We start from the raw sequence: 26,787 nt of genomic DNA, 5'->3' as shown, positions 1-26,787 counted from the left end.
TACCCTCCAGCGAGAGGTCTGTGTGTACACCAGCTACAACGCTTGCAGTACACCCATAGCTTTCTGCATCTTCTCGGACAGCAATGACGTTTCACCATGGGTCATGACAAGCTCTTGTGTTGCTCTGGTCATTGCCACGTAAAGTAACCGGGCCTCGTCTTGTACATTTACCTCTTCTTTTGACGGAGCGCCGATGGCGGGGATGTACACCAACGGAAATTCGAGCCCCTTACTACTATGCATCGTGATCAGCTTCACGCTGTCGTGCAGTGGAGAATAGGAATGTTTTTTATCCTGCTGCCACTGACATGGAATGTTTTTTTGTGCCAGGGCATCGGCAAGCTGCTGTCCGATCCATCGATACCGATACAGAACCGCCATGTCGTTCCATGGCATGCCTGTTCTATTTGCTTCGGTCAGTTTTTTGGCGATATATTCCGCTTCATCCCTCAAGGAGGGCAGTTTGATCAGAAGTGGCTTTGGTCCGCGACGGCCTGCGCTCATTGGCTGCACGGTCGGCGCTTGATCTTCTTCTGTATCGCTGGCAGAGAGCAAATCATCTGCAAAAGCGCGGGCCACCGATAGAATTTCCGCAGTATTGCGATAATTCAGCTTAAGAATCGTTGTGCGGCCCTGTGCCTGCACCCCAACGCTGGAAAAGGAAAAACGCAATTTTTTGGGGCCGTTATAGATTGATTGTGCGTCATCGTATAGGACGAGCAGGGAATTGGTATCAGGATGAATCATCTGCACCACGAGCTTGAACCATTCCGGTTTAAAGTCATGGCCTTCGTCAATCAACACTGCATCATATTGAGCAGACGGAATGAGCTTTTGGTCGACTGACCGTATGACTCGCCCCACGCATGCTTCAAAGAACGCGTTCCGATCAAAACTGTTGGGCGGCTTGCCAACATGATAGGTTTCCAGCTGGCGGCTGCACCATGCATGAAAATTCACGACATTAACTTTATCCTGCAACCCCTTTGCCTCCATCACACTCGCCAGCTTGGTTGCCAGCGTTTTGTTATAACAGAGGACCAGAATAGGGCGTTGACATACTTTCGCGAGATGTTCCGCCCGGTATCCGAGGATCAGCGTCTTCCCTGAGCCAGCCACACCGTGAATAACGCGGTGACCGTCGCCCATGCTGCGCGCAAGCTGTTCCTGTTGCAGGTCCATCACACGCAATACGTCCGGAATTTCAATCGGTTGTTGTCCAGGCTCCGCAAACATGTCTGGCTGCACCGCGATGCGAATTTCCGGAAACATGTGCCAGCGAATGCGGTCTATTTGCGGCAGCGAGAGTTGCATCTTGAATTTTATCGGAAACATCTGCCAGAGGCGTTGCTGAAATGCTTCTGCCTCAGCGCTTTCCATCATTTCATCCTGGCAGATGACGAGGTGAGAGGGCAATACCTCGCCCATATTTGCGCCGTCAAACTGTTTGCGGGTGATATTGGTCAGGACCACGCCGTGGCCGTACGGAAAAAACGGCTTTCCTTTTAATGAACCACTCGGCCATGTGAGCTGCGGGTCGCGCTCAAGTTTGTTCGTCACTGCGAACATGTACTGGCGGGCTTGCTCGAGCGGACTCAGCACGTGTTTGATCCCGCGATCCGTCAAAATCTTCGCGTGTTGCTTGTCCATGCTATGGATCGTATCGAGCTTCCAGTCCTTTACTTCAAGAACCAGGAGACCCCGGGAGGGATGAAATACGACGAAGTCCGGATGCAGAGTGCGCTCACCTATGGAGACGTCGTACCAACATAGGTAGTCGTTTTCCAGTTTTTGTTCAAGACGGTATGCAAACCGCTTTTCTCCGGAGGTCATACGGGAAAGACAAGAAGTGAGTGCAGGTATAAGCGTTGCCACGGTTTCTCCAGGCTGTGTCAGCGCATCTTACACTTTGTACAATATTTCTAGTAAGAATTTTTCTTTATGGAAATAATAGTTTAGAAGTTTGAGTCTTCGCCTACTAAACATCAGCAAAAAAACAGCTATTGCGCTGCAAGCCACATTGCAGACTAGGTCTGGCAGTTTTTTTGTTTGTATTCAAAAGCAGTAAATATAGGCAAAAAACCTAACTTCTGGGTGCAGCACCCCATTTTTCATCGTCTAGGTGGACATGCGTGTTGTAATGCGCGGAATTTAAGGCGACCAAAAGGCCGCAATCAACAAAACGCTCTCTAGAGGCTGATCTACAGCGCAAGAAGAACACGTAACTTTAACTTGAGAATGATAGTGATGTATATCATAATTGATATCGAAGAGATTCTTTGATGGTTTATTCACCAAATTATAAGAGTCCTTTTCGCACCTTTGGAGAGAAACAACATAGGCTTTTCAGGCAATTGTGGAAGATGAGGTAGCGTAGTTATGTGGCGATCCTACTATTGGAGAAGCTAAAACTGGCGACCTGGTCGGTATTTATATTTATAAATTTAAATATAGTAGACAAGAATATCTGCTGGCTTACCGCGTTCCCGAAGAACAAACACTGGTCATATGTTCAGCGGAAGACGCGCCTGAACAATGGCGGTCGCCTGAGTTTTTGCTAATGGATCTTTACAAATTAGGAACGCACGAAAATTTTTATGACGATTTGAAGGTCCATTTAAGAACGAACGGATGGTACAAATGAATTTTACAGCTGAAACCCTTTTCACTACTTTGCAGCATATGCCTACAGGTGAACAGGAAAAATTTTTCTCGCTGATTGCCAGGAAGGCATTCTCTGAGAACAACAATTTTAGTCAGGAGGAAGTGTTCGGGCATTTGAAAGGAAGTGAATTTACGGCAGACGAAGCGTCAGATTATCTGGAGGTGTCAATCGCTACCTTTCGACGCTACTGCAAGCAGGGGAAAATCACCGCTTCGTCTATCGTCGGTACGTCACATCTTTACCCGCTCGCTAATTTACGCGAGCTGAAAAAAGCGTTGAAGATGGTTAAGTGAAAACCACTTGTTGTTGTCGGCTTCGCAAAAATTATCAGTAAGCCTGGGTATTAGCTTTGTTGTGCGCCTTCTTGGGGCGGTGATGGCGAGGAGGCTTCGGCCTGCCGGCGGCTTTGGATACCGGTTTATCAACCTTGCCACGAGCCGCCCACTCCGCTTGATAACGGGGCGCGGTTTAAGTGCTATCCAAAGGAATAAAAAAGTATGCCAAGCGCCATCACGTCTTGTCTCTCTAACCTCCAACTCTTCACGTGCCTTTTTAGCCCAATCAATGTGGAGGTGAAGTCATGATTAAACCAACATCAGCGCCACCAACGCAGCAACAGAAGCATGTAATGAGCCGTTTTCATGGTTGCCTTCTCACCATCAACACAACAGGCATGCGCAATTTTATGCCATGACCATGGATATTTGTCAGGGTGTTAGAACTTGTATTTACTTGGCGCAGGTAAGCAATTCAGACAGAGAGCCCGTACCAAGCCGACGTTGGATGTGAATGCTACGAAGCGCTTGTTGCGCCTCGCGTTGATGTCATCGCAGATGCTGGCGGAGATTGCGGAGAGCCATAGTGATGGACTCGATTGACAGGCGTATATTGGCCCGTCCGCCATATCGTTTCTTTCCTCGATAAGAGAATTGGCTAGCCGGTACAGCTATACGTATAAAAAAGCTTTAGCAGTTGGTTCTGCACAAAGACCCCATAGTCGAAAACTTGAACGCCACACGCCCTTGAAGGCCTGTGGCGTTTTTTGCATTCTTAGCCTGCCTTGCTCTTCGTAAATCCGCGCATTTTTAAGAAAAATCTAATTTACAGTACAAAAAGTATCAATAATTAGATAAATGAGTTGACATTCTTTTTGCGTGGTCTTAAAGTTCATTAAATCTTAGATATTGGAACTTATAGTACCAATTTATATAAATCACAGGAGAGCAATTATTATGACCGATCAAGTATCTCTGGCCAACCGCAAGGTGACCGTTGGATTGCAAAAGATGACGCCGTCCGAAGCGATGGTGGAAACTCTGGTGGCAAATGGTGTGACGGACATGTTCGGCATCATGGGTTCTGCTTTCATGGATGCGATGGATATCTTCGCGCCAGCCGGTATTCGCCTCATTCCCGTGGTGCATGAGCAGGGCGGTGGTCATATGGCCGACGGTTATGCCCGCGTCTCGGGTCGCCATGGTGTGGTGATTGGTCAAAACGGTCCCGGCATCAGTAACTGCGTGACTGCCATTGCCGCCGCGTTTTGGGCGCATAGCCCGGTAGTGATTATTACCCCGGAGACTGGCACCATGGGGATGGGTCTGGGCGGTTTTCAGGAAGCCAACCAGTTGCCGATGTTCGAAGAATTTACTAAATATCAGGGTCATGTGACCAATCCGGCCCGTATGGCCGAGTTCACCGGTCGCTGCTTTGATCGCGCCATGTCGGAGATGGGACCGACCCAACTGAATATTCCACGTGACTATTTTTACGGCGAAATTCAGGCCGAGATTCCGTTGCCGAGTCGTCTGGATCGCGGTCCAGGCGGCGAGAAGAGCCTTGATGAAGCGGTCGAGTTGCTGGCAAACGCGAAATTCCCGATCATCATTTCGGGTGGTGGCGTAGTCATGGCCGATGCGATAGAGGAGTGCAAGGCGCTGGCCGAACGTCTGGGCGCACCGGTGGTTAACAGTTATCTGCATAACGATTCGTTCCCAGCCAGCCATCCGCTGTGGACCGGTCCGCTCGGTTATCAGGGATCGAAGGCTGCCATGAAACTGATGGCGCAGGCGGATGTTGTGATTGCACTCGGTTCGCGCTTGGGGCCTTTTGGCACGTTGCCACAGCATGGTATGGATTACTGGCCAAAAACTGCCAAAATCATTCAGATCGATGCGGACCACAAAATGCTGGGACTGGTCAAAAAAATCTCAGTCGGTATCTGTGGTGACGCCAAAGCTGCCGCGATCGCATTGACGCAACGTCTGGCAGGAAAAAAACTGGCATGTGACGCCACGGTCGCCGAGCGCGCCGCTACCATTAAGTCCGAGAAGGATGCCTGGGAAGCCGAGCTGAGTGACTGGACGCATGAAAGAGACGCTTTCAGTCTGGACATGATCGCAGAACAGAAGAAAGAAAAAACCCCGTTCGGCGGCACCTATCTGCATCCACGCCAGGTGTTGCGTGAACTGGAGAAGGCGATGCCGGAAGACGTCATGGTATCGACCGATATCGGCAACATCAACTCAGTGGCTAACAGCTATTTGCGTTTCGAAAAGCCACGCAGTTTCTTTGCCGCGATGAGTTTTGGAAATTGTGGTTACGCCTTTCCGACCATCATCGGTGCCAAGGTCGCTGCGCCGCACCGTCCTGCAGTGTCGTACGCTGGTGATGGCGCGTGGGGTATGAGTCTGATGGAGACCATGACTTGCGTACGTCACAATATTCCGGTCACGGCGGTGGTGTTCCATAACCGTCAATGGGGTGCAGAGAAGAAAAATCAGGTCGATTTCTACAACCGTCGCTTTGTTGCGGGAGAACTGGATAACCAAAGCTTTGCAGCGATTGCGATAGCGATGGGCGCTGAAGGCATTGTTGTCGACAATCTGGAAGACGTTGGACCGGCGCTTAAAAAAGCGATCGCCATGCAAATGGATGAAGGCAAAACCACCATCATCGAAATCATGTGTACCCGTGAACTGGGCGATCCTTTCCGCCGTGACGCGTTGAGCAAACCAGTGCGGTTGCTGGATAAATATAAAGATTACGTCTGATCGACTTAGTTAATTTAAACAGTAGCAGTAGCAGCAATGGCAGAAGCAGTCGCAATAACGATAGCAAGTGATGATCATTAGTAATGATCAAGAGTAATGATCACGAGTAATGATCACGAGTAACGTTGATTCCCAACGTTTCCTGGAAGGTTGAAGATTGATTGCCGGGCCCGGGTGCAGATTGTACTAAGAGGCCCGGCTTTTTTTTGTCCAGACACTATCGTTTATTTTCGCCACAGCATGTCGATCTTCTGCGCTACTTTTTCCCCATTTATTTCGGAGAACACCGTATGAAAGCACTTCACCGCATCATCGAACAGGCGGGTATTTCTCCCAAAAAAATTGTGCTCTGCGAAGGCGACGACCCACGTGTGCTGCAGGCAGCGGTGCGCGCTCATGAGAAAGGCATCGCGAAAATGATTATCGTCGGTGATCTCGCGCGGATTAAGACGCTGGCTAGCGCCGAAGGCATTGACCTAAGTCAGATTGCATTGGTAGACCCGGCGGATTCCGCCGACAGCGAAGCGTTTGCCCAGGCATTGTTTGCCTTGCGAAAAGCAAAGGGCATGACACTCGAACAAGCTCGGGCCAAGGTGCTGGACCCGCTTTGCTACGCCAATTTAATGGTGCGCCTTGGCTATGCGGATGGTTCGGTTGCAGGGGCAGTGCATAACACGGCTGACGTGGTGCGAAACGCCATTCAGATCATCGGTGTTCGGCCGCAGTTCAAGCTGGTGTCGAGTTTCTTCCTGATGATGCTGTGCGAGCCATTTCATTCTTTTAAAGGCGGTTTAATTTTCTCCGACTGCGCTTTGGTGGTCGATCCGACTGCGGAAGAATTGTCTGAAATTGCGATGGCCGCCGCCGATAGCGCGCGTCAGCTTTTGATGGAGGAGCCACGGATCGCCATGTTATCGTTTTCCACCAGTGGCAGCGCGCATCATAGCGCCGTTGATAAGGTCACCACGGCGGCCAGGCGCGTCAAAGACCTCCGGCCGGAATTGGCGATCGACGGCGACGTGCAACTCGACGCGGCGCTGGTAGCGGAAATTTCGCAACGCAAAGTGATCGGCTCAGAAGTTAACGGAAAGGCGAACGTCCTGATATTTCCGAATCTGGATGCTGGCAACATCGGCTACAAGATGGCGGAACGGGTAGGTGGCGCCGTCGCAATTGGTCCGTTACTGCAGGGCTTGAAAAAACCCGCGAACGACCTTTCACGCGGTTGCAGTAGTGAAGACATTTTTAATGTGATTGCAGTCACCGTGGTGCAGGCGCAAGCGGGGATGCCTCAATAACCTAACGAATACGAAACCAAGGTCACCGGCGAACACCACGCTGTAGCTTCGAAGCCAAAAAAAGGCTGGTCAACCTGTTGGGTTGACCAGCCTTTTTTATGCTCTAAGAGATTTTGTGACTTAAGCGCGTTTGATGATGCTAGCAATCGGTGCAGGCGGATTTTTGTCCTCACCAAACCATTGCTTCAAAAAGTATGCGGCCACCAGCAGCGCCAGACTGACCAGACCGAACCACAGCGACATGCGTTGTTCCGGATCGTGTGAGAATCCCATTGAGGCCAGAATCACCAGCATCGCCACAATCGCAAAATAAGTCAGGTAGGGGAAACACCACATGCGCACTTTAATACGCTCTGGATGTTCACGTTCCAAACGCGCGCGGATACGTAGTTGCGAGATGGCGATTAACAGGTAGACGAACAAAATAAACGTGCCATACGAATTGACGATAAACGGGAAGACAACATCGGCAGACATATATGACACGCCAATTGCAGCGTACGCAAACAATGTACTAAACAAGATGGCGCGGACAGGCACGCCGTTCTTGCTCAATTTTACTAATGCGGTGGGCGCATCGCCACGGCGCGTCAATGCAAAAATCATGCGCGACGACGCGTACAGGCTGGAGTTGAGTGCCGATAAGACGGCGGTCAAAATAATGCCGTTCATGATGTCTGCGGCGTAGGGAATGCCCATTCCTTCGAGTGCACTTACAAACGGCGTTCCAATTTCAGTGGAATTCCACGGCACGATGCAGACGACCAGAAACAAGGAACCAACGTAAAACAACAGCACGCGGGAAATAACTGAATTGGTGGCACGGGCAACGGCCTTCGCGGGATCAGCAGTCTCGGCGGCGGCGATGGTAACGATTTCCGCACCAGAATAAAATGCGGTCGCGGCAACGGCACCACTGAGCACTGGCCCCCAACCATTTGGCATGAACCCGCCGTGGCTGAGAAAGTGTCCCAGACTGGCGGGTGTGTGGTGCAATATTCCCGTTAAGAACAAACCGCCCAAGGTCAGAAAAATAACGATCGCGACAACCTTGATGGAGGCAAACCAGAACTCAAATTCGCCAAATGATTTGACGGAAATCAAATTCAGTAAAGTCATCGATACCAGTAGCACCAGGCTGATGATCCATGGGGCAATACCGGGTAACCAAAAATTGATCAGCTTCGCACCTGCGATGGCTTCCAATGCTACCACCACCACCCAAAAGTACCAGTACATCCAGCCGCTCATGAATCCAAGAAACTGGGAGATTTTAGGCCGGTCTTCAAACGCTAGTCGGGCGTATTCGTAGAAGGAACCTACTGTGGGCAGCGATGACGCCATTTCGCCCAACATTCGCATAATGAGAATAATCAGGCCGCCTGTCAAAAGGAATGACAGAATGACGGCCGGGCCGGCAGATTTTGCGACGACGCCGCTCCCAACGAACAACCCGGCCCCAATGACGCCACCCAATGCAATCATCGTCATATGACGTTGTTTTAGTGTGTGCTGCAGACCGGTACAACCATCTAATTCGGTAATCATTTCAGTCTTGTCTCCGATAATTAAAGGGGCATATTTTTGTTTTTTACCCGCTCGTTTTTAAACTTGAATGTGATATTTTTTAAGTCCAGTCGGGCTCAGGCGAGCCCGACTTCGGGGAACTTACAAGATTTCGTCTTTCAGGTGATACCAGCGATAGAGAATGCTTTGTCCAAAGCGGCGGAACGGAGCAAAGGCTTGCGACTCGACCTTTTCCATGACGTTGGGGAAGGGGAGTTCGGAGTTAAAAATCGGTAGCGACGATGCTTTTTTGCCCGCGATCAGTTCAGCCATACGGCGTCCAGCCTGGGCCGAATACATCACACCATTTCCACCGTAGCCGATAGCGTAATAGATGGTTTCTTTTGGATTCGGCTGGAAAATGCGCGGCATCATGTCATGGCTGACATCGACCCATCCCCACCAGGAATAATCAATCTGGATTCCCGTTAAAGCCGGAAATTTTCGATGCAGATCACCGATCAGCAAATCTTTGTATTTTTGTTGCGGTGCATCCGCCCCTGTGATGGCACTGCGGCTACCTAACTGGACGCGTCCGTCGGGCATCAGACGGTAATAATGCCGGAGAATACGCGTATCCGTGAGTACCTGCGTGGTGCGGAAATTACAGTCGGCAATCTCGGCCGCGGTTAGAGGTCGCGTCACAATCGAGTTCGACAGGATCGGCAGCAAACGGTTTTTCAATTGTGGATGCAGTCCTTGCGACGTGTACCCACCTGTGGCCACTGCCACCGCCCGCGCCCGCACAATGCCACCCGGCGTTCTCAGATAATGGACGCCATCGCGGGTCTCCCAGTCAAGTACTGGACTAGAAGGATGCACTTTCGCACCTAGCGCGCGGGCTTTTTTGAGATAACCGAAGGCGAGTTTGCCAGCATGAATACCAATTCCTTCCGGCTCATGCATGGCGCCCATCGCCTCTTTGTCGTCGACATATTCCCGTTTGACCGTATCAGCATCAAAAATACGCGCATCATAATGAAACACTTCGCGCAGCAGTTTGGCCTCTTTCTCTAATGCGGGCATCACCTTTGCGCGATGCGCGATATATAAGTGACCGCCGGGTTGCGGATCGCAATCGATGTCTTTGATCAATCCTTTAAACGTTTCCATGGCGTCGCACATTTCTTCGTGCAGCTTGAGCGCGGTATCGAGGCCATAGCGTTGGATCCACTGTGATCGCTTCAGGCGTCCCGAGTTGCACTGGGCCTGTCCGCCGTTGCGGGTACTACAACCCCAACTGACCCGATTGGCTTCCAGCACGGTCGCCTTGATGCCATGTTCCTGCGCCAAAAATATGGCACAGGTCAGTCCTGTAAAACCAGAACCGATGATGGCGACGTCGACATCAATATCATGCGTGATCGGACCATCGTCCGGAGGCGGCTCGCCTGCAGTACCGATCCAGTAAGTCGGTGCATATTCACGACCTTCTCCGGGACCACTGGCCTTCAGCGGATCGTAAGCCGGGTCATACGGCTTTTTGGGAGCAGTGCTGCTGCCGGTATCAGCGGCGGTATCCAAGGTAGTTCTCTGGTCAAGGCCAAATGGGATGAATTGGGATGACATAGCCTCAGCCCACGACAACGGGTGGACGGTCCTTGCGGAAGGCATTCTTCACGGCGATCTTACCGTTGCGGAAGGTGAATACATCGACCATGCGGGCTTCAATCCGGGTTCCATCCGCTTTGGTGCCGCTGAAGGTGGATTCGGACACGCCGCGATCGCCCGCAACAAAATGGTTCCCGTCCAGCCATGCGGCATCCGGAAAGGTTTGCCATGCAAGCTGGAAACCGGCACGGACGGCTTCACGTCCCGAGAAAGTCTTGCCTTGTAACTCAGGACCTGCAGCCGCGTGGAAGGTGCAGTCTTCGTCCATAAACGCCATCAGCGCGTCGATATCGTGACAGTTCCACGCCTGGCCGAAAGCCATCAAAAATTCTTCCGATACTTCCTGCTTTGCTGGTCGTGTTTGTTGTGCTGGTGTGTTCATGTTTTTTCCCGAATCCAATTGAAAATAAGGCGCTGATAACTGACTGTGATTGACTAAGCTTGCCATCAAATATCAGTTCTAGAGTACAAATAATTTTTACCGGAGACATTTTTACGATGACTGATTTATCGCAACAATTTATGCTCGCATATCGAATATATAGATAAATTGGTACTAAAAGTTCCGATATGTTGAATTTAATGAACTTTAAGACCTGTAAAATCGAATGTCAACTCATTTATCAAATTATCGATACAATTTATATTGTAAAATGAAATTGTTCTATGCTGAACTTAAACCGTGCTTCATCGGAGCGACCAGGCTGCAGGAGGAGGGAAATATCTCCCAACGGGTTTGGTGGCTTGTTCTGAAGTTGACCATGATGGCAGTTAGCGTAAATATGATTCGCTAAATAAAGAAATTTTCAAAAAGTTCTCAACCGATTTTCGAGGCATGCTTGAAACTACAACAATTGAAAGTGCTGATTGCCATCGAAGCGCACGGGAGCCTCAGCATGGCAGCCCAGTCTTTGCATATCACGCAGCCCGCGGTGACGAAGGCGATTCAAGAGCTTGAGACGGATTTGGGAGTGAGTTTGCTGGTGCGCTCCTCACAGGGCACGCAGTTATCGCCCTTTGGTCAAATATTGGTGAAGCACGCCCGCGTTGTTGATCAGGAAATCAGGCACGCAAAAGAAGATATTGCCAGTTTATCGGGAATGAAAAAAGGGAATGTTTTTGTTGGCGTCACGCCCGTGGTGGCCTTGGGGCCCATATCAAAAGCCATCAGTGCTTTTAATCGGCGGTATCGGGACATCAATATTCATATCAATGAAATGCGTCCGACTCAAATCACAGAAGGGTTACTCGACGGAACCCTCGATCTGGGGGTTATTTCTCGCATAGGCGTACCCAGCTCACCGCGCTTTCATTGGGAAACGTTGTACACAATTAAGCTGCTTATTTGCATGCGGAACGGCGGTCTGCCGCCGGGTGTGCATTCGATAGCGGATTTATCCGCCCATACCTGGCTTGTATGGGACAAGTTGGAAAGTCCCGGCAGCATGCTTTCAGAGATTTTTAGTCACAGTGATTTGCCGATGCCGGAGAAAATTATTCGCTGTTCGTCAACCGTGCTTTACTCACAACTGGCCGAACAGGAAGATTACGTCTGTGTCCTCACGGAACCGGCAATGGTATGGTCCGGTTTCAAAGGAAAACTCACGCCCCTGACACTGCAAGAAGAACTGCCGGTGATGCAGGCGGGCCTGGTCTATAGAAAAGAATCGCTGCTCAGCGATATCGTGATCGAATTTTCGGAATTGATTAAAGCTATTTGTAAAGAGCCGGAAGTTGTCGCAGCGCGCCTGGCCAACTAGCTGAAAGTCAGGCAGGCCCGAGCAAAAACATCACGTTCGAAATGGATAGGATTTTGAGCGTGATGGGTATCGACATGCCGATTTATTATTTTTTTTCCTCAACCCGCGCAACCATCATCAGACTGGAAGTATCCAATCTATTGCCGCCGCGGTTTTGAACCTCTGTATAAAACTGATCCACGAGGCGGGTAACCGGAAGCTGGCTGCCGTTGCGTTCTGCTTCATCGAAACAAATTCCTAAATCCTTGCGCATCAGATCAACGGCGAAGCCAAAGTCGAACTTGGATGCCAGCATCGTTTTGCCTCTATTTTCCATCTGCCAGGATTGTGCCGCTCCTTTGGAAATCGCATCGATCACGCGCTCACCGTTCAAGCCTGCACGCTCAGCAAAGGCCAGACCTTCGGCTAGTGCCTGAACCAATCCGGCTATGCAGATTTGATTGACCATCTTGGTGAGTTGGCCCGATCCTGCGGGACCCATGTAGACCACCGCACGTGCATATGAAGCAATGACGGGTTCTGCACGTTTGAAGGCTTCCTCATCGCCGCCGACCATCACCGTCAATGCACCATTTTCAGCACCAGCCTGACCGCCAGAAACCGGCGCATCAAGAAAACTAATGCCAAGTGCACTTGCCGCTTGGCTTAACTTTCGGGCTGCGTCAGCGGAGCAGGTGGAGTTGTCAATTAAAATAGTTCCGGGCTGCATGTTGGCCAGGATACCTTCTTCGCCCAAGGTTATTTGATACAGATCATTGTCATTACCCACGCAGGTAAAGACAAATTCGGCATCCTTACAAGCAGCGGCCAATGTCGGGGCGAACTGCCCCTTGTTTTTCGTCACCCATAATTCGGCACGCGACTGAGTACGATTGAAAACTGTTACTTCATGACCGCGGGTGGCGAGATGTCCTGCCATCGGAGCGCCCATGACGCCTAAACCGATAAATGTCACTTTTGCCATTTTTACGCCTTTTGATGGTGGTAGATGAGTTATTTAGCTCGAAATTGTCACACAACTTTGACCGGCCGGGTTGTTGATGCGCCTTCCTGCGATATATGTCCGTTATGAATTTCTCGAAAGAACTAAAGGTGCATTAAAAAGGTCCGGATGATGCGCATTATCAAGCAATTTTCGAAAGTCGAGACCCACTGAACCCGCTTGCTACCGTTGCTGCCGCTGGATCATTTCCTGAAGCGCCAATGAAGCCTTGGTCTTATAGCGTGCTTTGTGATGTAACAGATAAAACGAGCGTAGCGGCAGGTCGACGTCCGCTTTACACAATAAGCCAGCCTGCAGATGCGAGGCCACCACCAGTTCTGATACGACCGTCACAAACGGACCGGACATCACCGCCGAGCGGACTGCTTCGTTTGATGGCAGCGTCAGCGCAATCTGCAGAGTGTTGACATCGACGTCGATTGCCTTAAGCATTTCTTCTAATGCAGAGCGGGTTCCGGAGCCTTGTTCACGCAGGATCCATTTGCCAGTGCGCAAATCCGCGGGGGTTAGTTTCTGCCCATTTGCCCATGGATGGTTCGGCCCCACCACGGCGACAATGCGGTCATCGTCAACGGTCTCTACCACCAACGCCGACTCGTCGATGGTGCCTTCGATAAATCCCAGATCAGCCGCTCCGTCGACTACAGCTTGCGCTACCTGTTGCGTATTTCCGATGGTCAGGCTGAGTTCTATCTGGGGATATTTTTGGTGAAAGCGCACCAGCAATTCAGGCAGCCAATAGCTGGCAATGGTCTGACTGGCTTGAATGCTTAACGCGCCGCGCTGAAGTCCGCCCAGTTCCGATAACGTCAGTTCCGCGGCCCGAGCGCTAGCCAGCGTCGAGCGCGCCTCCGTCAAAAAAATTCGTCCCGCCTCGCTGGTCTCGATGCGCCTACCCACTCGGTTGAAGAGCGGTATGCCGTAACGATTTTCTAGCACCCGAATGGCGGAACTCACCGCCGAAGGCGTCAGAGAAAGGGCGTTTGCTGCTTGCGTCAGATGCTGGCGTTCGGCCACCTCAACAAAAATACGGAGTTGTTCCAGAGTCATTTTATTGTTCGATTTTGGTTAACGAATTATGAAAAACTATAAGATAGACTGAACTATTTGTCCACCCGATAATTGATGCATGGAGTCAAGTTCTAAAAAAAAGGGCCGGGTAAATGTCTAAAATTACAATAAGATCAGCTGCAGCAATCGTTCCTGGATTAGCTTTATGCGGCCTCGTAACAGCCGTCGCTTTTGCACTGGAAGCGTTAGAAGAGCATTTGTTCGGTCGTGCCTGGCTTGAAAGCCTGGTCCTGGCGATTCTGATAGGCAGCATTGTGCGGACCTTTCACAAACTGGATGAGCGCTTCGAGGCCGGCATCCGTTTCGGCGCTAAGACAGTGCTGGAGATTGCGGTCGTTTTACTTGGTGCATCGATTAGCGCCAGCGCCATTTTAGAAAAAGGTCCGGATCTCATTGGCGGAATTGCGGTGGTGGTGTTGATGGTCATTTTGGGCAGCTACAGCATTGGTCGTATGGCTGGCCTGCCGTCAAAAATGGCGATCCTGATCGCCTGCGGTAATTCCATTTGCGGCAACTCCGCGATTGCCGCAGTGGCACCGGTGATTGACGCTAACAGCAAAGATGTCGCAGCTTCGATCGCTTTCACCGCCGTATTCGGTGTCATGGTGGTGTTAATACTGCCGTTTTTAGTGCCGGTGCTTTCACTGTCGATGATGCAGTACGGCATTTTTGCCGGGATGACCGTCTACGCCGTGCCACAGGTATTGGCCGCCACCGCGGCGGTGTCGCAAACCAGTGCGCAAATCGGTACGTTGGTGAAGTTGGTTCGGGTGTTGATGCTGGGGCCGGTCGTGTTGGTCTTGTCTTTAATGGGGCGCAAGGATAGCGCCTACCGCACCCCGATTTCACAGATGGTGCCTTGGTTTATTATTGGTTTCCTCGCATTGATGGCGCTGCGTTCATTCAATTTCATTCCGCAATTTGCCATCCAGCCTGCGCATTTTTCTGCCAATTTCCTGACCATTATGTCGATGGCCGCACTCGGCCTCGGTGTTGATGCCCGTTCGGTGTTGAAGGCCGGAGGGCGCGTCACCATAGTGGTGGTTTTATCCTTGTTGGTTTTGTCGGTTGCCAGCCTCGGTTTAATCAAACTATTAGGAATCGCCTGATGCGCTGAAATGCATGTGCCGGACGAGCCGATCAAGCGGGTAAATAAGGTGCGTGGAGCTGACAGAAAATGGCTCATAATCCGATAAAGGCGCATCGCTCGGGAGGCGCGCATCGCTGAGCGGGATGGACGCATTACACGATATAGAAAACGATAGCGAACGTTCATTTTTATAATAATTACAAAGGAGCGACAATGATGGACCATCGATTCAAAGCATCGCGGCGTCAAATCATGAAAGCGGGTCTTTACGCGGCCAGCACGGCGCTGGTGCCCGGACTGGCTGCTGCAGTCGAAAGCGTTACATTGCCCTTCGCCAATGGCGACCGCGATCTGATCGCCTATCCGGAAAAACGTCCACTAATCGTCCTCACGTCCCGTCCACCGCAACTTGAAACGCCCTGGGCTGTGTTTAATGAAGGTGCCATTACGCCCAACGATGCATTTTTTGTGCGCTACCATATGGCAGGCATTCCCACCTCGGTTGATCCTGAAACCTACCGCATCCGGATTGGCGGAAAAACCAATACTGCATTAGAACTTTCGCTGCAGGATTTGCGCACCAAATTTACGCCCTTGGAATATGTTGCTGTGAATCAATGTTCAGGAAATAGCCGCGGTTTTTTTGCACCGAGGGCAAATGGCGGTCAGTTGGCAAACGGTGCAATGGGCAATGCAAGATGGGTCGGTGTTGCGCTAAAAGATATTTTAAACATGGCCGGTATCGCTGCGGGCGCGCGTCAGGTCACCTTTAACGGGCTTGATCATCCAGTGCTCGAGAGCAGCGCAGATTTCATCAAGGCGCTCGATATTGATCACGCGATTGACGGCGAAGTGATGCTGGCATACCAAATGAATGGCAAGGATTTACCAATGTTGAACGGTTACCCGGTGCGGTTAATCGTGCCTGGATATTATGGAACATATTGGGTCAAGCATCTTTCCGACATCACCGTCATCGACAGTGTTTATGATGGCTATTGGATGAGATCGGCGTATCGGATACCGGATAATACCTGCCGCTGCGTAGAGCCCGGAACCGCGCCGATCAAGACAACGCCGATCAATCGCTTCAACATCCGTTCATTCATTACCAGTCATACGTCCGATACCACGGTGAAGGTAGGGCGCGAAACCGTGGTCAAGGGAATCGCCTTCGATTCCGGAGAAGGCATCCGGGAAATTGCCTTCTCCGAAGATGGTGGCCAAACCTGGCGGGAGGCGCATCTGGGCAAAGATCTCGGCCGCTACTCTTTCCGTGAATGGGCAATATCCATCAAACCCACTAAAAAAGGCATGCTGGATTTACGGGTCCGCGCTTTCAACCGCCTTGGCGAAACGCAACCCATGGTGGCACTCTGGCAACCGACAGGCTACATGCGGAACGTTGTTGAGTCAGTTAAAGTTCGCGCGATTTAAGAGGCATTCCATGAAAAAACTTTCTGTCTTCTCCTTGAGCCTGCTCGTCCTATCCATCCCTGTTATTGGCTTTTCTGCGTCCGCTTCGGCCAAAGAGATTACCCTGCCGCCGGAGACCATTGCGTGGCGGGAGTCGCCTCTGCCGGGCTATCAAAAAGTGCTGCAGGCTTGCATGATTTGTCACTCGGCCCACTACGCAGAATATCAACCGACCAGCACCCCGCGCAGCTATTGGGAAACGCAGGTTAAGCGGATGAAAATGGTGTTTAACGCTCCCGTGGCTGATGCTGATGTGGCGCTGATTACCGACTATCTGGTCAATACCTATAGCGTTGCCAGAACCAGTCCCCCGCCAACACAAAGCGCCGCTGCTTTACCTGTAGCCGCGGTGACACCTGTGCCACCCGCTTCAGGCAAGGTGCAGGACGTCAATGTGCTCTTGCAAAATAACGCGTGCCTGAGTTGCCATGCCATTGAAAAGAAGGTCGTAGGTCCGGCTTACCGCGATGTCGCACTCAAGTATGCCTCTGATAAAGACGCCGTGAGTAAAGTGATGGCAAACATCAGAAGTGGCGGCAGCGGGCGTTGGGGCGCGGTACCGATGCCGTCATACGCAGCGCTATCGCCGGACGAGTTACGGTCTCTGGCGGATTTTGTTTTGAAACAAAAATAATATTAATCGCCGCGCTAACTAATCTAACACCGCTTAATTCGGTCTCTGGAGCTGACCGAATGGCGGCAGCTTCAGCCATCGCAAATGAGGTTTTTTGAAAGAAATTTTAATGAATGCATATCAGCAACAAGGGCAAGCGATAGACGACAGGTTGACCATCGCAGGCGTCCGCTACAGGTCGCGCCTCTTGGTCGGGACCGGCAAATACCGTGACTTTGCAGAGACCCGCGCCGCGGTCGATGCCAGCGGCACCGGGATCGTCACTGTGACGATCCGGCGGGTAAACATTGGTCAGGACGAGCATGCGCCCAGTTTGCTGGACGCGGTACCGCCATCAGAATTTACGATTTTACCGAACACCGGCGGCTGTTATAACGCAGAGGATGCGGTCTACACCTTGCAACTCGCGCGTGAATTGCTGAACGGTCACAAGCTGGTCAAACTGGAAGTGTTGGGTGATGAAAAAAATCTGTTCCCGAACATGCCGGAAACCCTGAAAGCTGCAGAAATATTGGTGCGAGACGGTTTCGATGTCATGGTTTATTGCAGCGACGATCCCATCCAGGCCAAGATGTTGGAGCAAATCGGTTGCGTCGCCATTATGCCGCTGGCTTCATTAATCGGTTCCGGCATGGGTATCCTCAATCCATGGAATTTATCCCTGATCATTGAACAGGCTAACGTTCCTGTGCTGGTCGATGCCGGTGTCGGCACCGCCTCCGATGCGGCGATTGCGATGGAATTAGGGTGCGACGGGGTATTGATGAACACAGCAATTGCCGGTGCACGCGATCCTATCGGCATGGCACGTGCCATGCGACTCGCGGTACAGGCCGGGCGTGAAGCCTATCTGGCTGGGCGGATACCGAAACGCTTTGCAGCGTCGCCGTCGTCACCGATGGCAGGGCGCATTTCCTGACAGTACCGATGCTCTGCTTGCAGAAATATGCTTGAAAGAGTTAAAGAGAAACTAAAGTAAGCAGGACAAAAAAACACGGTTTAAAGCCGTGTTTTTTTTATTAAAATTTCTTGCCGATACTTCAGGCGATCCGAACACAAAGCTCGAATAACCACCATGGCGTCGGAGAATGCCAAATCGCAGGTCGCCATAAAAAAGAGGTTATTTGTGACCGATACCGGTCTCAAATAACCTCGCTAGCCTAAACTTCAAAGTGATCCCTGGTTCCTTATGGCGCTAAACCATACCCTTCCAGGGAACAATAATGCGCTCAAGATAGCGCATCAGCAGATCAAAAATGAAGGCGAAGAAACCGATGACGATAATCCCCATGATCGCGACGTCGCTTGCCAAAAACTCCGAAGCACTCAGCACCATGAAACCGAGTCCTCGGGTTGAGGCGACCATCTCGCCTGCGACCAAAGTCGTCCAGCCGACGCCGATACCGATCCGCATCCCGGTAAAAATTTCAGGGATAGCCGCTTTCAGAATCACATGAACGATGACTTGAACCCGTGAAGCACCCATCGAATACGCCGCGTGTATCTGCTCAATCGAGACCGACCGCACCCCGGAGCGGGCAGCGATAGCCAGTGGTGCAAAAATCGCCAGAAAAATCAGATAAACCTTGGAGAACTCACCGATCCCGAACCAGATGATCACCAGCGGCAAATACGCCAACGGTGGCAATGGCCGATAGAATTCAATCGGTGGATCGAACAAGCCACGGGCAACCCGGCTCACGCCCATCATGATGCCGATCGGAATCGCAAACAAACAGGCGAGAGAAAAAGCCCCGAACACGCGTGCCAGACTGGTTAGCGTGTGCTGAAGCAATGTTGATCCCGCAAAACCCACGGTAGACACCAGGATAAATTTGTCCCAGACTGCCTTGGGCGATGGGAGGAATAACGGCTTGACCAGACCGGTAGCGGTGATCGCGTACCAAAGCAAGAACAGGGTGATCACGGTCACCGTGCCAATTGTGCGTGAGCTTCCCTGGCCGGGCGCGCCAAAAGCCTCTCCCGGTTTTGCCGGTTTATGTGGAAACATGCGAGACAACAGCCCTTCCTTTCTTGCTGGTCGGCTCCTTGTGTTTCTTTCGCTTTCTGGTGCTTTCATGATGGGTCCCCCGGAAACTGCTTTGGTGTTGGAAGGGAAGGGTGACACTGACGTCACATTAAGATCATGCATGTGCGGGCACCTCCGACCTTGCTGCGGCGCGCTCGTCGCCGTAAATGATATTCAGAACGGTTTCTCGCATTTTAATGAAATCCGGACTGGATTTAACTGCTCTTGCATCACGGCATTCAAGGAAGCGCTGGTTAAAATCCAGGTCATAGCTATGGGTAATGCGCCCCGGGCGCGGCGACATGACAATCAGGCGATTGGCCAGAAACAAGGCTTCATCAACGCTATGTGTAATGAAAAAAAACATGGTTTGGGTTTTTTTCCAGATATCCAGTAACAGCTCTTGTATCGTCTCCCGGGTCAAGGCGTCCAGCGCTGCCATCGGTTCATCCATTAGCAACATCGCTGGGCCACAGGTTAACGCACGGGCGATACCGACACGTTGCTGCATACCTCCAGAAAGTTGGTAAATCATCCGTTCGTGAAAATCCTGCAAGCCAACCAGCGCCAGATTTTTGGCCGCAATCTCACGGCGCTCCTGTTTTTTTACACCCTGGAGCTTGAGACCGAACTCGGCGTTTTCGATAACGTTCAGCCATGGCAGAAGGGCGTGCTTTTGAAACACGACGCCGCGATCCGAACCGGGACCGTTAATTTTGCGGTCACCGAGTAGAATTTCGCCTTTAGAGGGGGAAATAAATCCTGCCAGCAAGCTCAACAGCGTTGTCTTGCCGCAGCCCGAAGCGCCCAGCGCGACGACGAAATCGCCACAGTTTATATCCAGATTAATATTGTCTAATGCGTGCGTTCTCTCACCGGCAGTTTTGCCGGGGTAGATGACGCTGACGTCTTTAACGCGTAAATTTTCCATTTTCATTCCTTGTACGGTGCGCTTTTGATAGTCCTCTACATCTACCCTTTGTTCAGCGGGTAGATGCATACAAAGGCACTGGCGATAGATGACGTAAGCTCAGTGCAGCCGAGTCAGCTCACTTCAACTGCATCGCGGCATTCGCATATCGGGAAGTCACGTATTGGCTGTAGTCTTTGCCGAGCGCATCAATCTTTCCTTCGCCCTTCAAAAATACTGCGGTTGCCAACAGCGCTTTGGCCACCCCACCATTGGCACCGCCGCCCAACCAGGTTGGTGACGCCTGTTCCTGAATGCCGGGATACGCGTACAAAGCAACCGATGCGGCCACATCCTTCGCTTCAGCGCCAGAAAGCTTGACGTTGGCCTTCACCTCTTTCGAATCAATGGTCCAGCTTTTTGGATTGCTGCGGTAGGCCGCATCTGCCGCCGCTGCAATTTTTACAAACTTGGCCATAAAGTCCGCGTTCGCCTCGCCCCATTTACGGTCCACCGCCATGCCGTCAAAAGTTGCCTTACCCTTTTTGCTCAACTCTCCGGAAGTCACTAACACCTTGCCGGTTTGTTTGATTTTGCTGAGCGCCGGGTCCCACACATAAGCAGCGTCGATATCACCGCGCTCCCAGGCTGCGGCGATCTGATTGGGCTGCATATTCAACAGTTGTACTTCAGTGGGCTTGATACCCCACAGTTCGAGCGCAAACATGGTGTGAAAATGCGTGGTCGAAGCAAACGGTACGCCAATTTTTTTACCCTTTAAATCGGCAGGGGTATTAATCCCGGAACCATTCCGCGCAACCATGGCCTCGGCCTGATTGATGTCGTCCTGAATCCAGAACAGTTGCACGTCGACGCCACGACTAACGGCAGCGGTGAGCGGGCTGGAGCCGATCACGCCTATTTGTACATCGCCCGACGCCATGGCAGTCGCCACCTTTGCGCCCGAATCAAATTTGCGCCAGTCAATCTTGTAGCCGGTCGCTTTTTCAATAGCGCCGCTGGCGACTACTTCCAAAAATGGTCCGTTGATTTGTTGGTAGGCGATCGTGACTTCTTTTTGCTGCGCTAATGCGCCGCAGGAAGTAGCGACCAATGCCATGGCGATCCCGCCGCATAACAGGTGTTTAATTTTTTTTAGTGTGTTTTTCATGCTGTCTCCATCCAGTTGTTATACAAATGCACTTTCGTGCTGTAAGTTTGAATTTAAGGGATGTTCGCGTCGCTTGAGTGGGCTCAAGGGGTACGGTTTAATCATTTTTTAGCGTAATTCGGTTGGTTTTTTTAGGTTTCTGACTCCTGATAAGGTAGGGTTGATTTTTTGCTGCTGTGTCTCTTATTGTGCTTTTGGCATCACAGGGAAAAATGGCTGGATAGTCGCCCCGGGCCGCGCACGGAACCATCTGCGAAACTGCGACGTGTTATTGGCTTGGTGAAAGTAATATCGAAGACTTGAATGTCATCAAAATCCATCTCCTTAAGTAATTTATTGGAAAGTCGTACAAATTGTTCCAATTTTTTTATATTTGTAGTAATGTAAAACGTAAAAATGCACTCGTCAAACTATTTATTGCAAATATCGAGACGTTTTGTTTCTTAAATCAGAATAAATCTATAATGTAGCCATATGAATATCAATTCCGTAGAAAAGCCGGAGCAAGAGAAAATAGATGGCGATACGCCAACGATGCGCTTGTTCGCATTGCTGGAAGTGATTGCCGAGAAGGATCAACCTTTCTCGCTTCAGGACATGGTCGAAGAAACCGGTCTGCCCAAGCCGACCGTGCACCGCATGCTGCAACAACTTGAAGGCGTGGGCGTGCTGCAAAGGGAAGGCGATGGTCGCCATTACAGCACCGGCGTTCGACTGCGCAAACTGGCGTCGAATTTGTTGATCAATAATACCTACCACGGCGCGCGGCATAACGTGCTGCGCCAATTGATGGAAGAAGTGGGCGAAAGCTGCAACCTCACAGCCTTTACTGGCAGCGAGGTTGTTTATCTGGATCGCATGGAAACTGTTGCGCCATTGCGCTTTTACTTACATCCGGGATCGCGGGTCCCCGCGCATTGCTCCTCCACCGGAAAGTTGTTTTTGGCCCAAATGACGCCAATGCAACGGCGACGCTTGCTGGCGCATATGCCCATGATTAAATACACCAACAATACCGAAACCGATCCCGTCAAGCTTGAGCAAGAGCTTGAGACAGTGCGACGCAATGGTTATGCCATCGATAACGAAGAGTTCCTGCCGGGATTGCTATGTGTCGCAGTATTGGTTCCCACCACCGAAGGGCGCTCCAATCTGGCGGTGGCGATTCAAGCGCCGATCATGCGGTTGACACATGAAAAGGCATTGCATTTCCTCCCAGCGTTGCAGCGTGCCGCCAAAGCGCTGGCCGCGATCGAATCCGAGACAGCGTCAGTACTAAGTGTCGGAACCAGCGGAAGCAGCGCAACCATCGTAAAATAAGGAAACAGTCGTGACCGCACCATCTCAAGCAAAACACCAGGCGCACTTTCTCGCCAACGCCGACCAAATGGTGTCAGTACGCACATTATTCGGAATTGACTCCGATCTCAAGGTGCCTGCATTTAGCGAGCGCGACACCCATGTGCCGGACATCGACGATGCGTATCGCTTTAACGCCGACGTGACGCTAGCGATATTGGCCGGCTTTACCTGGAATCGGCGCGTGATGGTACAAGGCTTGCACGGCACTGGCAAGTCCACCCATATCGAACAGGTTGCAGCGCGCCTCAACTGGCCTTGTATTCGTGTCAATTTGGACGGTCACATCAGCCGTCTGGATCTGGTGGGCAAAGACACCATTGTCTTGCGTGATGGAAAACAGATCACCGAATTTCAGGAAGGCATCGTGCCGTGGGCTCTACAGCGTCCGATGGCGTTGATATTTGATGAATACGATGCAGGACGACCAGACGTCATGTTTGTGATTCAGCGCATCCTTGAGCGCGACGGAAAATTCACCCTGCTGGATCAAAATCGCGTCATTCATTCGCATCCTTCGTTCCGTCTTTTTGCCACATCAAATACGATTGGCCTCGGTAATCTTAACGGCTTGTATCACGGTACCCAGGCCTTAAACCATGCTCAGATTGATCGCTGGAATATTGTCGCGTCGTTAAATTACCTGCCGCCAAATGAGGAGATCGCCATCGTCCAGGCCCGCGTGCCTGCTTACGCTAACGAGAAAGGCACCAAACTGGTCGCCGCGATGGTGGCGGTCGCAGAACTGACGCGCAAGGGATTTGCGGTGGGTGATCTATCCTGCCTCATGTCGCCGCGCACAGTGATTACCTGGGCAGAAAACTGCCAGATATTTTCCGACACAGCGTTAGCGTTTCGTCTTTCATTTCTCAATAAATGTGAAGAAGCGGAACGCGCCATTGTCGCTGAATATTTCCAACGCTGCTTCGATCAGGAACTGATCGAATCGCATCTGCACCAGATCAAAAACGCAGTGTGAACACGGCCCAGCATCGGACGCGGCAGCAACAGCAGATTGACGAATTGTGTGTCGCCGTCATTCGCTCTGTGAGCGGGGAGGGAGACGTGCATACGCAGGCTGGTCGTCTGCGCAAGGGACAGCGTTATCTCCCAATCCATGCCGCACACCTGCAAACAGATTCGTTAAATCCATTGTGCGATGATTTTCGCTCCTTTCGGGGAGTGGCGGATAGTATCGCTTTGGGTCTGCAACATACCGACCTGCTCATCCATCAGCAATACTGTCCCATCCAACCGGTCGAACGCCTCATTTTTGAATTGCTGGAACAGCTGCGCGCGGAAACGATGGTGCCTGAAACCATGCCGGGCATGCGAAGGAATCTGCATCACCGGTTTGAAGAATGGTCAACGGCCTTCTATCTCGCCGGTCTGGCCGAGAGTTCAACAGGTATTCTGCTATATACCGTGTTTCAAGTGTGCTGGTCGCGGCTGACGGGGCAACCGGTGCTGGAAAAAACGGAAGGAATCATCGAGAGCACACGTGCTGCCATAGCGCCGCTATTGGGCATCCATTTGCTTGGCATGCGTCAAGAGTGCGGCAACCAAGCCGCTTTCGCGCTGCATGCCTGCGCCATTGCCGAGATCGTGGGCGAAATGCTGCGTAGCGATAGCGAAGCGTCGGATGATGACATAAGTGCCGATGGCAAAGAAGATCGGAGCGCGAACGCACTCAGGCTTTTGCTTAACTTCGACAACGATGAAGCTGACACCATTGCCGTCGCCGCCAGCGGCATTAGCAAGGTATTGGATGATGCAGAGCATGGTTACAGCAGGTTCACGACAGCCTACGACACGCAAGTTGAAGCTGGTTCTCTGGTGCGGAAAGAATTACTTGGTGAGTATCGCGAAAAAATTGATCGGCGCATTTCCGAATTAAATATTAACGTCCCGCGATTGGCGCGCTCTTTAAGAGCATTGCTGGCCTTTCCCCAGCGTGACAACTGGTCATTCGGAGAAGAGGATGGCTATATCGATGGCCGACGACTGGCACAGTTAATCAGCTCACCTTCCGAACGCCGCTTGTTTCGGCAGGAACAATTCAAGCCGGATACACATTGCGTAGTCAGTTTTCTGATTGATTGCTCTGGGTCAATGAAAACTCACGCAGAATCGCTTACTGTCATGATTGATGTGTTGGTGCGAGCATTGGAGAAAATTGGGGTCGCCAGCGAAGTGCTGGGATTTACTACCCGCGCATGGAATGGTGGCAGGGCGCATCGGGATTGGGTCCGTGCCAGGTCTCCGGCGCATCCGGGGCGCCTCAACGAATTGCAACATATGGTCTATAAAGATGCCGACACATCATGGCGTCGGGCACGGCCCGATATTACAGCACTGCTGAAAGCTGACCTATACCGTGAAGGGATCGATGGCGAAGCCGTGGAATGGGCATGCAACCGTCTCCAACTGCGCAACGAAGAAAGACGTATTCTGATGGTTATCTCAGACGGAAGCCCCATGGATAGCGCCACCAATCTGGCCAACGACGATTTCTATCTGTGCAATCATCTCAAACAAGTCGTTGCTCGCCAGGAGCAGCTTGGCAAGCTTGATATCTGCGGGTTAGGTGTGGGCCTTGATCTAAGCCCCTATTACAAGCATAGCCTGGCAATTGATCTGCAGCAGCGTATTGATAATGCGTCGCTCCTTGCCGTGGCGCAGCTAATTGGTGGCCGCGTACAGCGCAGAACTTGACGAATGATATTGCGCAAATAACATGACCAATAAAAAACGGATTTAACATGAAAGTCATTGTCTTAGGTGCTGGTATTGCAGGTGTGGCGTCAGCCTGGTTTCTTAATAAAGCGGGCCATGACGTCACAGTCATTGATCGCCAGCCAGGTCCTGCGCAAGAGACCAGTTTTGCCAATGGTTGCCAGATTTCGGTATCGCATGCGCAACCGTGGGCGAATCCGCATACCTTGCTCAAGGTCATCAAATGGCTCGGCAAAGAAGACGCACCGTTGTTGTTTCGGCTCCGTCCCGAGCTGTTGCAGTGGAAGTGGTGCGTGCAATTTCTGCGCGAATGCATGCCCCATCGGATTGATCACAATATTCGCCAGATAGTCGCGATTGCCGAATATAGTCGCAAGACGTTACAAACGGTACGGGCCGAAATTGGGATGGATTACGATGCGCTCACACGGGGTATCTTGCACTTTTATACCGACCAGAAAGAATTCGACAAATCGCTGGCTGCCGCTACTCTGATGCGCGAACTGGGTTGTCCGCGCAACACCGTCAGCGTCGATGAAATCATTCGGCTGGAACCAGCGTTGGCCGGATTACGTAACCAAATGGTTGGCGGTGACTTCACCGCCACCGACGAATCCGGTGATATCTATAAATTTACTTGCGCACTAGCGGCAAAAGCAGCAGAGCGTGGTGTGCAATTCCGCTTCAATACGACCGTGACGCGCCTGCTTGCCGAAGGAAGCGGCGCGCATCAGCAGATCAAAAAAATCGAAGTGATCGCTGCCAGCGGTCATCATGAGACCGTGCAGGCTGACGCTTTCGTGGTGGCACTGGGCAGCTTTTCGGCACCTCTGTTGAAGCCGCTGGGGATCAACCTGATGATTTATCCCGGTAAAGGTTATTCAGCCACCTATCACGTCCTTAATCCAGACGCAGCACCAACAGTATCGTTGACGGATGATAGCCACAAACTGGTCCTCTCACGGCTAGGAGATCGCCTGCGCGTCGCAGGAACCTGCGAGTTAAACGGTTACAATCGCGCGCTGAACCCTGCGCGCTGCGATGCTATCACGCAGCGCGTCCGGTCTTTGTTTCCCGGCGCCTGTGACTACGATCATCCAACATATTGGGCTGGACTACGCCCGCTGACGCCCTCCAATGTTCCGTACATCGGCAGATCAAAAATACCCAACCTGTTTCTTAATACCGGTCATGGCACGCTAGGCTGGACCATGGGCTGCGGCTCGGGAAGGGCGATTGCGGATATCATTTGCGGCCGCCAACCCGACCTGGATTTTGCCTTTCTCGGCATGCCGCACCGGGAACCGATGCAAATAGGTTCGCCGGAACTGACAGGGTAGTTTTTTTGCAGCATC

At 51.5% G+C, this 26,787-nt stretch carries 22 protein-coding genes; 13 read left to right on the top strand and 9 right to left on the bottom strand.

What is annotated here, in order from left to right:
* Nucleotides 1-33 precede the first annotated feature (33 nt).
* Nucleotides 34-1,875 (bottom strand): DEAD/DEAH box helicase, encoded by a 1,842-nt coding sequence (locus JQN73_RS01250; RefSeq protein ID WP_205321296.1) that lies wholly within the window; start codon nucleotides 1,873-1,875, stop codon nucleotides 34-36.
* 520 nt (nucleotides 1,876-2,395) lie between these two features.
* Here JQN73_RS01250 and JQN73_RS22700 point away from each other — a divergent pair.
* The 4 genes from JQN73_RS22700 to pta all read left to right on the top strand — a co-directional run bounded on the left by JQN73_RS22700 (nucleotide 2,396) and on the right by pta (nucleotide 7,016).
* Entirely contained in the window at nucleotides 2,396-2,644 is a 249-nt protein-coding gene (locus JQN73_RS22700) for a type II toxin-antitoxin system RelE/ParE family toxin (RefSeq protein ID WP_370551340.1), read from the top strand.
* Nucleotides 2,632-2,958: a helix-turn-helix domain-containing protein gene (locus tag JQN73_RS01240; protein ID WP_240162382.1), complete on the top strand. Its 327-nt coding sequence runs from the start codon at nucleotides 2,632-2,634 to the stop codon at nucleotides 2,956-2,958. Before JQN73_RS22700 ends, JQN73_RS01240 begins: the two co-directional genes overlap by 13 nt.
* Nucleotides 2,959-3,897: 939 nt before the next feature.
* Nucleotides 3,898-5,718, top strand: a complete 1,821-nt coding sequence (gene xsc / locus JQN73_RS01235) for a sulfoacetaldehyde acetyltransferase (protein WP_205321294.1) — start codon at nucleotides 3,898-3,900, stop codon at nucleotides 5,716-5,718.
* A 290-nt stretch (nucleotides 5,719-6,008) separates the two neighbouring features.
* Nucleotides 6,009-7,016: a phosphate acetyltransferase gene (gene pta / locus JQN73_RS01230; RefSeq protein ID WP_205321293.1), complete on the top strand. Its 1,008-nt coding sequence runs from the start codon at nucleotides 6,009-6,011 to the stop codon at nucleotides 7,014-7,016.
* 120 nt (nucleotides 7,017-7,136) lie between these two features.
* Here pta and JQN73_RS01225 read toward each other — a convergent pair whose 3' ends face one another.
* From JQN73_RS01225 to JQN73_RS01215, 3 genes are all read right to left on the bottom strand, one after another.
* Nucleotides 7,137-8,564 (bottom strand): amino acid permease, encoded by a 1,428-nt coding sequence (locus tag JQN73_RS01225; RefSeq protein WP_205321292.1) that lies wholly within the window; start codon nucleotides 8,562-8,564, stop codon nucleotides 7,137-7,139.
* A gap of 120 nt (nucleotides 8,565-8,684) precedes the next feature.
* Nucleotides 8,685-10,106: an FAD-binding oxidoreductase gene (locus tag JQN73_RS01220; protein WP_240162381.1), complete on the bottom strand. Its 1,422-nt coding sequence runs from the start codon at nucleotides 10,104-10,106 to the stop codon at nucleotides 8,685-8,687.
* A 49-nt stretch (nucleotides 10,107-10,155) separates the two neighbouring features.
* The gene (locus JQN73_RS01215) at nucleotides 10,156-10,575 is read right to left on the bottom strand and encodes a nuclear transport factor 2 family protein (protein ID WP_205321290.1); all 420 of its coding nucleotides are present in this window, start codon (nucleotides 10,573-10,575) and stop codon (nucleotides 10,156-10,158) included.
* 457 nt (nucleotides 10,576-11,032) lie between these two features.
* Between JQN73_RS01215 and JQN73_RS01210 the strand changes: the two genes are divergently transcribed.
* Nucleotides 11,033-11,953 (top strand): LysR family transcriptional regulator, encoded by a 921-nt coding sequence (locus JQN73_RS01210; RefSeq protein WP_205321289.1) that lies wholly within the window; start codon nucleotides 11,033-11,035, stop codon nucleotides 11,951-11,953.
* A gap of 85 nt (nucleotides 11,954-12,038) precedes the next feature.
* Here JQN73_RS01210 and JQN73_RS01205 read toward each other — a convergent pair whose 3' ends face one another.
* On the bottom strand, nucleotides 12,039-12,917 hold the full coding sequence (locus JQN73_RS01205; RefSeq protein ID WP_205321288.1) for an NAD(P)-dependent oxidoreductase: 879 nt from the start codon (nucleotides 12,915-12,917) through the stop codon (nucleotides 12,039-12,041).
* Nucleotides 12,918-13,118: 201 nt separating this feature from the next.
* On the bottom strand, nucleotides 13,119-14,006 hold the full coding sequence (locus JQN73_RS01200; protein ID WP_205321287.1) for a LysR family transcriptional regulator: 888 nt from the start codon (nucleotides 14,004-14,006) through the stop codon (nucleotides 13,119-13,121).
* Nucleotides 14,007-14,119: 113 nt separating this feature from the next.
* Between JQN73_RS01200 and JQN73_RS01195 the strand changes: the two genes are divergently transcribed.
* The 4 genes from JQN73_RS01195 to JQN73_RS01180 all read left to right on the top strand — a co-directional run bounded on the left by JQN73_RS01195 (nucleotide 14,120) and on the right by JQN73_RS01180 (nucleotide 18,146).
* The gene (locus JQN73_RS01195) at nucleotides 14,120-15,136 is read left to right on the top strand and encodes a YeiH family protein (protein ID WP_205321286.1); all 1,017 of its coding nucleotides are present in this window, start codon (nucleotides 14,120-14,122) and stop codon (nucleotides 15,134-15,136) included.
* A 197-nt stretch (nucleotides 15,137-15,333) separates the two neighbouring features.
* Nucleotides 15,334-16,554 (top strand): molybdopterin-dependent oxidoreductase, encoded by a 1,221-nt coding sequence (locus JQN73_RS01190; protein WP_205323104.1) that lies wholly within the window; start codon nucleotides 15,334-15,336, stop codon nucleotides 16,552-16,554.
* A gap of 10 nt (nucleotides 16,555-16,564) precedes the next feature.
* Nucleotides 16,565-17,227 (top strand): c-type cytochrome, encoded by a 663-nt coding sequence (locus JQN73_RS01185; protein WP_205321285.1) that lies wholly within the window; start codon nucleotides 16,565-16,567, stop codon nucleotides 17,225-17,227.
* 109 nt (nucleotides 17,228-17,336) lie between these two features.
* Nucleotides 17,337-18,146, top strand: coding sequence for a thiazole synthase (locus JQN73_RS01180; RefSeq protein WP_205321284.1), 810 nt, complete (start codon nucleotides 17,337-17,339; stop codon nucleotides 18,144-18,146).
* A 276-nt stretch (nucleotides 18,147-18,422) separates the two neighbouring features.
* On the opposite strand, the gene JQN73_RS01175 is transcribed toward JQN73_RS01180, so the two are convergent.
* The 3 genes from JQN73_RS01175 to tauA form a co-directional block, all read right to left on the bottom strand.
* Nucleotides 18,423-19,238, bottom strand: a complete 816-nt coding sequence (locus JQN73_RS01175; RefSeq protein WP_205321283.1) for an ABC transporter permease subunit — start codon at nucleotides 19,236-19,238, stop codon at nucleotides 18,423-18,425.
* A 133-nt stretch (nucleotides 19,239-19,371) separates the two neighbouring features.
* Complete coding sequence (locus tag JQN73_RS01170) at nucleotides 19,372-20,187, bottom strand: taurine ABC transporter ATP-binding protein (protein WP_205321282.1); 816 nt, start codon at nucleotides 20,185-20,187, stop codon at nucleotides 19,372-19,374.
* A gap of 118 nt (nucleotides 20,188-20,305) precedes the next feature.
* A complete protein-coding gene (gene tauA / locus JQN73_RS01165; RefSeq protein ID WP_205321281.1) occupies nucleotides 20,306-21,337 on the bottom strand; it encodes a taurine ABC transporter substrate-binding protein in 1,032 nt (343 codons plus the stop codon).
* A 474-nt stretch (nucleotides 21,338-21,811) separates the two neighbouring features.
* On the opposite strand from tauA, the gene JQN73_RS01160 reads away from it, so the two are divergent.
* From JQN73_RS01160 to JQN73_RS01145, 4 genes are all read left to right on the top strand, one after another.
* Nucleotides 21,812-22,657: an IclR family transcriptional regulator gene (locus JQN73_RS01160; RefSeq protein ID WP_205321280.1), complete on the top strand. Its 846-nt coding sequence runs from the start codon at nucleotides 21,812-21,814 to the stop codon at nucleotides 22,655-22,657.
* Between the two features lie 67 nt (nucleotides 22,658-22,724).
* Nucleotides 22,725-23,675, top strand: coding sequence for an AAA family ATPase (locus JQN73_RS01155; protein WP_205323103.1), 951 nt, complete (start codon nucleotides 22,725-22,727; stop codon nucleotides 23,673-23,675).
* Nucleotides 23,672-25,411 carry a cobalt chelatase gene (locus tag JQN73_RS01150; RefSeq protein WP_240162380.1) on the top strand — a complete coding sequence of 580 codons (1,740 nt, stop codon included), beginning with the start codon at nucleotides 23,672-23,674 and terminating at the stop codon, nucleotides 25,409-25,411. Before JQN73_RS01155 ends, JQN73_RS01150 begins: the two co-directional genes overlap by 4 nt.
* A 47-nt stretch (nucleotides 25,412-25,458) precedes the next feature.
* Nucleotides 25,459-26,772: a D-amino acid dehydrogenase gene (locus JQN73_RS01145; protein ID WP_205321279.1), complete on the top strand. Its 1,314-nt coding sequence runs from the start codon at nucleotides 25,459-25,461 to the stop codon at nucleotides 26,770-26,772.
* Nucleotides 26,773-26,787: the final 15 nt, after the last annotated feature.

The organism is Glaciimonas sp. PAMC28666 (genome assembly GCF_016917355.1).
GTDB lineage: Bacteria > Pseudomonadota > Gammaproteobacteria > Burkholderiales > Burkholderiaceae_D > Glaciimonas.
This window is presented reverse-complemented; position numbering and strand designations above follow the sequence as displayed.

What these genes read in the sequence shown, in the direction of transcription:
- JQN73_RS01240 (WP_240162382.1), top strand. Translation starts at nt 2,632, where the DNA reads ATGGTACAAATGAATTTTACAGCTGAAACCCTTTTCACTACTTTGCAG.
- xsc (WP_205321294.1), top strand. Translation starts at nt 3,898, where the DNA reads ATGACCGATCAAGTATCTCTGGCCAACCGCAAGGTGACCGTTGGATTG.
- pta (WP_205321293.1), top strand. Translation starts at nt 6,009, where the DNA reads ATGAAAGCACTTCACCGCATCATCGAACAGGCGGGTATTTCTCCCAAA.
- JQN73_RS01225 (WP_205321292.1), bottom strand. Translation starts at nt 8,564, where the DNA reads ATGATTACCGAATTAGATGGTTGTACCGGTCTGCAGCACACACTAAAA.
- JQN73_RS01215 (WP_205321290.1), bottom strand. Translation starts at nt 10,575, where the DNA reads ATGAACACACCAGCACAACAAACACGACCAGCAAAGCAGGAAGTATCG.
- JQN73_RS01205 (WP_205321288.1), bottom strand. Translation starts at nt 12,917, where the DNA reads ATGGCAAAAGTGACATTTATCGGTTTAGGCGTCATGGGCGCTCCGATG.
- JQN73_RS01200 (WP_205321287.1), bottom strand. Translation starts at nt 14,006, where the DNA reads ATGACTCTGGAACAACTCCGTATTTTTGTTGAGGTGGCCGAACGCCAG.
- JQN73_RS01195 (WP_205321286.1), top strand. Translation starts at nt 14,120, where the DNA reads ATGTCTAAAATTACAATAAGATCAGCTGCAGCAATCGTTCCTGGATTA.
- JQN73_RS01190 (WP_205323104.1), top strand. Translation starts at nt 15,334, where the DNA reads ATGGACCATCGATTCAAAGCATCGCGGCGTCAAATCATGAAAGCGGGT.
- JQN73_RS01185 (WP_205321285.1), top strand. Translation starts at nt 16,565, where the DNA reads ATGAAAAAACTTTCTGTCTTCTCCTTGAGCCTGCTCGTCCTATCCATC.
- JQN73_RS01180 (WP_205321284.1), top strand. Translation starts at nt 17,337, where the DNA reads ATGAATGCATATCAGCAACAAGGGCAAGCGATAGACGACAGGTTGACC.
- JQN73_RS01175 (WP_205321283.1), bottom strand. Translation starts at nt 19,238, where the DNA reads ATGTTTCCACATAAACCGGCAAAACCGGGAGAGGCTTTTGGCGCGCCC.
- JQN73_RS01170 (WP_205321282.1), bottom strand. Translation starts at nt 20,187, where the DNA reads ATGGAAAATTTACGCGTTAAAGACGTCAGCGTCATCTACCCCGGCAAA.
- tauA (WP_205321281.1), bottom strand. Translation starts at nt 21,337, where the DNA reads ATGAAAAACACACTAAAAAAAATTAAACACCTGTTATGCGGCGGGATC.
- JQN73_RS01160 (WP_205321280.1), top strand. Translation starts at nt 21,812, where the DNA reads ATGAATATCAATTCCGTAGAAAAGCCGGAGCAAGAGAAAATAGATGGC.
- JQN73_RS01155 (WP_205323103.1), top strand. Translation starts at nt 22,725, where the DNA reads ATGGTGTCAGTACGCACATTATTCGGAATTGACTCCGATCTCAAGGTG.
- JQN73_RS01145 (WP_205321279.1), top strand. Translation starts at nt 25,459, where the DNA reads ATGAAAGTCATTGTCTTAGGTGCTGGTATTGCAGGTGTGGCGTCAGCC.